Genomic DNA, 6,813 nt, shown 5'->3' with positions numbered 1-6,813 from the left:
CATGTTATTCCATTAAGGACCATATTCTTGATTAAGAGAAGGGATTATTCGTAAGTAATTGAATTATAAATTATTCAATTACTGGGGCAGGATAGCGTAATATTTTGCTTGCAGATATAATGTTTAAAGACGGAGCTTAATGCTATGCTCCAATTACTCTGATGTTTACCAGTGATCTGTGTCGAAATATTCGAAAAAGGGGGGCGAGGTGTATAATGAAGGACCATGACCATGATAAGATTTACAACACTGCGGTAGAGGCAACTTTGGAAGTGATTGGAGGGAAATGGAAACCTGTAATTCTCTTTCATCTAACCTTTGGCAAGAAACGTAACAATGAATTGAAAAGCTTGATACCCGCAATCACTCAAAAAATGTTAACACAGCAACTTCGGGAGCTTGAAGAGGAAGGTGTAATCTTACGTATTTCTTACAACCAGGTTCCACCGAAGGTAGAGTATGAATTGACAGACTACGGCTGGAGTCTTAAGGAGATCCTGCATCTGATGTGTAGGTGGGGGGATTCGCATATAGAGAAAAAGTACGGGGGAAGGGCTACCGTTCTAGCAAACCCGCAGCTTGATAACGTACATAATATATGAAGCCGACCTATTACAAGGCCGGCTTTTCGTTTATGGGATGACTTTGCGTTTACGAAAATCGTCGAAGATGTTCATAAACATCGCTTCGGTATCTACGTATTCGTGAAAACCAAAGCGACGGGCCTTAGTTCCGTCGGCGAAGAAATCGTAATCCCAAGAGAACACGAAATCACCGAATCGCCAGGAGGATACGTCTTTATATAAATGTCGAGCAAGCCCATGATTCTCGACCATTTTGTTCCAAAGCTGCTCCTTGTCCGCCATGACAACGTCCAGTGACATCTGCAGCGGAGGCGCCGTCTCCAAGCCGAAGTAGTTAGCGATCTTCGGCCATAATTCATTCCAACGGAATAGATCGCCGTTTGTTATGTTAAACGCCTGATTGGCACAACGCTCTTCAGTCGCCGCCCATACTGTAGCCTTCGCGAGAAGTCCGGCATCTGTCATCTCCAAGAGGCTATCGTAAGCACCCGGCTTGCCAGGAAACCGCAACGGAAGTCCAAGATCCTTTGAAATTGAGGCGTAAATCGCAATGACCATGGCGAGGTTCATTGGATTTCCAAGCGAGAAGCCGCAGACTACAGAAGGACGGAGCGCCGACCAAGTCCAATTTTTACCTTTTTGTTTTTGTTCTAAGAAATCTTGCTGATCAACATTGAATTCGGGCGGCATATGGTTCGCGTCTGTTTCGCGAGCAGGAGTTTTGAACGGGCCGAGATGTGCGCCATATACCTTGTATCCCTGCATTAAACTGACATGTTTTAAGCCCGCTGCGATGGGTTCGATGGCCTCTACGGTATTCACTAGCATGGCAAGGTTAGGCGGAACAAGTTGGGCCCAAGTCGGACGGTCCTGATAGGCAGCATAGAAGATGTGTGTTACCTCAGTTAAACTCTTTAGCTTCTTGCGAGTGTCGTCCATATCGAGAAGATCCACAGTCACATACCGGACACGGCCGACTGACTCTCCGCCCCGACGTGATACGCCGATTACGTCCCAATCAGGTAAGGTAATGAGGTGATCGATGAGGTTGCGACCGATTACACCATTTGCGCCAACGACCAAGGCAACTTTGCGTATTGTTTTAGATTCATTATTCATAGTGTGCAGCTCCTCCTTACTGTGTTACGTTCACTGTTATTTTGAATCAAGGAACCACACTTGAGAAGTACGCACTTTGAAGTGACATAAGCACTTTTTTGTAATTCAGCAGTGCTTACGCTTAACGGGTGCGTTAATAAAATAAATTAGCATTCATTCATTTTGCAGCTTTTTCACATTTTCAATCTACCGTAATCGGGCGCTTTCTTAGAATAAGGTTGGCGCCCATCTAACTTGATAAGTCAAAGTTAAATATATAGAAGTGATAAAAGAACCACTTTATTCTGCCTTACATAATCTTGTGTACTTATTTCATTTGCAAATAATCCTGGAAGAGAGGCCATGGTGTAATGGTGAACAATGAGAAAGCCATTCCATTCTAGTCTTTCGTGGCAAGCATCAAGAATGGCTTTACAAGAATATCCCAAATCAGATAAAACTTTCGCCCCCTTACTACAAAATCATGGAGGAGAATACAATGAGTCGATTAAATAATTACGAGGTTCTAAATCAACTGAAATACATTGATGGTATTACTATTATTGATAACAAAGGGACTATCTTGTTTACAGTTAAATTTAATCCTCGATTTCACTCTGAAGTTCTTGAACGAGAGGAAATATTAGGAGAAAGCTTATTTTCCGTATTTCCTGCGTTGAATGAAAAATCGAGTACGTTGTTAAATGCAATGAAAACAGGTCGTCCCATTTTTAGAGGTAAGCAAGAAATTGTTGATTTTATGGGACGAAAAATTGAAACCACAAATATTTCCTTACCAATCAGAGCCCATGGGAAAATTATAGGGGCAATTGAATTTTCTAAAGAAATAAGTAAAGAAAATCATATTCCTAATAATGCAATCGAGATAAATTCAGAAATGTTTAAAGATGATAAACGATTACTAGAAAATATTCATCCAGAACGAGCAAAATATACATTGAAAGATATTATTACGAATAACGAACAAATGAAAAATTTAAAGCGCTTAACCGAAAAAATTGCAAAAGGGAGCTCACCCGTCTTTATATATGGTGAAACAGGAACAGGAAAAGAATTATTTGCTCAAGCGCTGCACAATGCCAGTAATCGTGTAGAAAAGCCTTTCATTGCGCAAAACTGTGCAGCAATTCCGGAAGCTTTAATTGAAAGTATTTTGTTCGGTACAATAAAAGGGAGTTTTACAGGAGCGGAAAATAATCCAGGCTTATTTGAAATAGCGGAAGGAGGAACGATTTTTCTAGATGAAATTAACTCAATGCCAATTCATCTACAGTCCAAGTTATTAAGAGTACTGCAAGACGGATATATTCGAAGATTAGGAGATAAAAATATTAGAAAAGTTGATGTGCGTGTAATCACCGCATCCAATAAACGCCCTGAAGAATGTGTAAAGGATAAGGATATGAGACTTGATTTATATTACAGATTATGTGTAATGACACTCAATATTCCACCATTACGGGAACGGAAAGATGATATTAAGCTTTTATTGGAATCTTTTATATCTAAATATAATGTGTTGCTGCACAAAAATATAAACAATGTATCGAGAGAGGTATATGACTTTCTCTTGAGGTACAACTGGCCAGGAAATGTACGGGAGTTGGAACATATTGTTGAATTTGCAATCAATCAAATAGATGACTGGGAAGATACACTTCAAATGAAAGATATTGAAGAGCGTGTGAAGAATTTCATTCGACATAGTGAAGAAGATCTTCAAATTGAACCCTTAAAAGAAGCTGTTGCCAGATTAGAAAAGAAAATGATCGAAAAGGCAATCCAGCAAACAAAAAACAATGTATCACAAGCAGCTAAAATACTCGAAATTCCAAGACAAACTCTGCAAAATAAGATCAGATTATACGAAATTATGCCCAAAAGCTAACAATAGAGAAATAAACTTATGCACATAGTGCCCAAAAAATAACATTAACTGCTCAAATATTAACAATTTAATCAATTTACCATCTGCAATCGACATATTTATTAAGAGATACTCTTATTTTTTCTGATTTTTCTGCTTAAATCAGCGGAAAATGATGTGTTCTTTTGGCATACTTCTTGCTTAAGTAAACTCATGAAACACAAGGGAATTGCGACCTTACATAAATAGGAAGAAACATTTTGTCATAAAGTTGGAAAAAGGGGTGAAAAGTTGACGTTTAGAAAATGGAGTATAAAAGATCAGGAATTATATTGAATCAAAAAAGAACCATATAATGAAAAAATTTTATCGTCATAATGAAAACACTGTCGGTATTGATTAGGCAATATGGTGCTGTGAATTTTGAAACTAAGGGGGAAGCGAATTGATATTTGGTGTATTGAAAGATATTAAAGTCGGGGAGTTCCGAGTAATAGCAACTCCATTAGAGGTGGGAACTATTAAAAGCGATGGTCATACCGTCCTTGTTCAAAAAGATGCGGGACTCCTAGCAGGGTTTAGCAATGAAGAATACGAGGAGCAAGGTGCTGAGATAGTAGACGAGTTGAAGGAAATGTATGAAAGGTCTGACCTCTTAGCAAAGGTTAAAGAAATTGAAGAAATCGAGTACAAATTACTTAGAGAAAATCAAATTATCTATACCTGTATCCATCCAGCTGCTAATGAACAACAAGTCCAAGCCATTCTTGACAGCAAATGTATTGCCTTTACGGCAGAAGATTCACATCGATTCGGCTCAGTGAATTGTGAAGCGGCAGGTAAACAAGGAGCTTTAATGGGCTTGCACTCGATGCTGACGATTAATGGAGGCAAAGGGAAATTTGTAAGTGGATTAGCAGGAGCACCCAGCATTAAGGTCCTCATCCTCGGTGGAGGTCTAGTCGGAAAATCCGCATTACAAGTTCTACATTCATTAGGTGCTTGGTGTACTGTAATGGATATAAACTTCGGTACTTTAAGGGAAATTGGAAAGATCTACAACGAAAAAGTAAACACCCAAATATCAACTAAACAAAATATCCAAAAAATACTTCCAGAAATTGATATAGTCATTAATAGCGTGAAATGGCCAAAAGGAAATAAGGATTATTTAATAGATAGAGATATGCTCAACTTAATGGAAAAAGGATCTGTCATTGTAGATATTAGCAATGATGCTGAAGGGGCAATCGAGTCCTTCCGTGAAACCACTCATGATAATCCTACGTATATTGAAAACGGCGTCGTTCACTATTGTGTTGGCAATATTCCAGGGGCTATTGCAAATTCCACATCCGTAGCATATGCTGCCTCTGTATTAGGGCACCTTAGATCTATTCTAAACTCAGGTGTCACAGAAGCCTGCGTAAAAGATGGTTTTTTAAGACGGAGCCTGACGGCATATAAAGGCTATCTAACTCATGAAGAAACAAGTGCTATTCAAAACAGACCATGGATAAAACCGGAAGATATCCTTGATATTAAACAAGTGAAATTGGACTCTGCACCACCCGCTACAGTTACAAGATCAGATTACTTTTTAAAACTCTAATAAGAAAAGGTGGATTCAGCTATGACGTTGTATACGCTATTGGTAGACTTCACTCTCGCAAGTATACTTATATTAATAAGTATGTTTATGCGTTCAAAAATCAAGTTATTGCAAAAAAATTTCATTCCCGCAAGTTTAATGGCAGGCTTTTTAGGTTTAGCGTTAGGTCCAGGATTCCTGAATATCCTACCTTTTTCAGCGGACATAGGTTCGTATGCAGGAGTCATCATAATTTTTGTGTTTGCTTCGGTAGGGATAAATGGATTTTCATTTACCCCGGGTAATATGAAGAAAGACCTCAAAAGAATGGGTGCATATGCTTCATACAAAATATTGATAATTGGCGTCCTCATTTTTATTCCAATTACATTTTCAATATTGGTTATTTCTAAATGGGTTCCAGATATTAATTATGGTTTTGGATTAATTTTAGCAACGGGATTCTATGGTGGTCATGGAACAGCTGCTGCGGTAGGGTCAACCTTTGAAAATTTAGGTTTTGCCGCAGCAACAGATTTAGGTATGACATCAGCCACCATTGGTATTTTAGCAGGTATTTTCGGTGGACTCTTATTTATAAAAATGGCCACAAAAAAAGGATATACACAATATGTTAAAGACTTCTCCGAAATATCAGAGGACATGAGGACAGGTTTAGTAAAGCCTGATAATCGAGTATCCATAGGGACTGAGACGATTTCACCTATAGCACTTGATCCATTAGCATTTCATGTTGCGCTTTTACTTATTCCATCCGGTTTAGGTTACTTGCTTAATACATATATTGCAGATACCTGGGGCCTTGACTTTCCAACATTTACAATAGCGTTCATCGTTGCATTGGTAATGTATGCATTCATGGGCAAGGGGAAAAAGGGTGTCTATAAATATGTAGACGAAAATGTGGTAAATCGGTTAGGTAGCTCAGCAACGGATTACCTTGTATTCTTTGGAGTAGCCTCAATAAAACTACCTGTCGTTCTTGAATATGCACTTCCACTTGGATTATTGATGCTTTCAGGAATGTTAATAGTCATTTTAATGTTATGGGCAGTCGGTCCAGCCATGAATTATGAAAGTTGGTTTGAGCGTTCAATATTTGTTTATGGTTATGCAACAGGTGTCTTTGCGATAGGGCTTACCCTCTTAAGAGTAGTTGATCCAAATAATAAATCTAAGACACTCACAGATACAGCTATCGTTGGGCCGCTAAATACACCTATCGAATTATTTGCATGGTCAGCTGGACCGGCAATGCTATTAGGAGGACAACACTGGTCATTTGTTGGCATTTACGCGGCTATTTCTATTGTCTGCGTTATAATATCCATTAAGTTAAAATGGTGGTACTGGAAAATTCCTTTAGAGGATAGGCCGGATGCATCTGCACTTGATCGCGATGGATGACGCAGGTGGTATCCACGTCATTGGAAATAACACATATAGTTATTTGAAATGAAAATCAGTCATTTAGATGAATGGCTGATACTGTTGTCTTCTTATTAGATAGAGCCAAGCATTATACAGTTGCAACATTCGATATATTAAAAATGGAGGATATCAGAAAAAGGCCTTGAATTTAATAAAAGAAGAGCACATATTACTCCTGGCTAATATGTGCTCTTCTTTAT

Annotated in this window: 5 protein-coding genes; 4 read left to right on the top strand and 1 reads right to left on the bottom strand. The window is 38.6% G+C overall.

All coding sequences use genetic code 11. The features are described 5' to 3' along the window. The first annotated feature begins 215 nt into the window (after nucleotides 1-215). Nucleotides 216-602 carry a winged helix-turn-helix transcriptional regulator gene (locus J7E52_RS26715; RefSeq protein WP_214750563.1) on the top strand — a complete coding sequence of 129 codons (387 nt, stop codon included), beginning with the start codon at nucleotides 216-218 and terminating at the stop codon, nucleotides 600-602. Between the two features lie 30 nt (nucleotides 603-632). Here the strand turns inward: J7E52_RS26715 and J7E52_RS26710 are convergent, their stop codons facing one another. After that, nucleotides 633-1,703 (bottom strand): SDR family oxidoreductase, encoded by a 1,071-nt coding sequence (locus J7E52_RS26710; protein WP_214750564.1) that lies wholly within the window; start codon nucleotides 1,701-1,703, stop codon nucleotides 633-635. Between the two features lie 478 nt (nucleotides 1,704-2,181). On the opposite strand from J7E52_RS26710, the gene J7E52_RS26705 reads away from it, so the two are divergent. The 3 genes from J7E52_RS26705 (at nucleotide 2,182) to J7E52_RS26695 (ending at nucleotide 6,589) form a co-directional block, all read left to right on the top strand. Then, nucleotides 2,182-3,591: a sigma-54 interaction domain-containing protein gene (locus J7E52_RS26705; protein ID WP_214750565.1), complete on the top strand. Its 1,410-nt coding sequence runs from the start codon at nucleotides 2,182-2,184 to the stop codon at nucleotides 3,589-3,591. A 424-nt stretch (nucleotides 3,592-4,015) separates the two neighbouring features. After that, on the top strand, nucleotides 4,016-5,182 hold the full coding sequence (locus J7E52_RS26700) for an alanine dehydrogenase (protein WP_214750566.1): 1,167 nt from the start codon (nucleotides 4,016-4,018) through the stop codon (nucleotides 5,180-5,182). 21 nt (nucleotides 5,183-5,203) lie between these two features. Then, nucleotides 5,204-6,589: a sodium/glutamate symporter gene (locus J7E52_RS26695; RefSeq protein WP_214750567.1), complete on the top strand. Its 1,386-nt coding sequence runs from the start codon at nucleotides 5,204-5,206 to the stop codon at nucleotides 6,587-6,589. Nucleotides 6,590-6,813: the final 224 nt, after the last annotated feature.

Source organism: Bacillus sp. ISL-34 (assembly GCF_018613325.1).
Classification (GTDB): Bacteria; Bacillota; Bacilli; order Bacillales; family DSM-1321; genus Peribacillus.
The sequence above is the reverse complement of the archived record's forward strand: the minus strand, read 5'-3'. Positions and strand labels throughout refer to the sequence as shown.

Bases quoted from the DNA above. Each gene is read 5' to 3' on its own strand.
- J7E52_RS26715 (WP_214750563.1), top strand. From the start codon at position 216: ATGAAGGACCATGACCATGATAAGATTTACAACACTGCGGTAGAGGCA.
- J7E52_RS26710 (WP_214750564.1), bottom strand. From the start codon at position 1,703: ATGAATAATGAATCTAAAACAATACGCAAAGTTGCCTTGGTCGTTGGC.
- J7E52_RS26705 (WP_214750565.1), top strand. From the start codon at position 2,182: ATGAGTCGATTAAATAATTACGAGGTTCTAAATCAACTGAAATACATT.
- J7E52_RS26695 (WP_214750567.1), top strand. From the start codon at position 5,204: ATGACGTTGTATACGCTATTGGTAGACTTCACTCTCGCAAGTATACTT.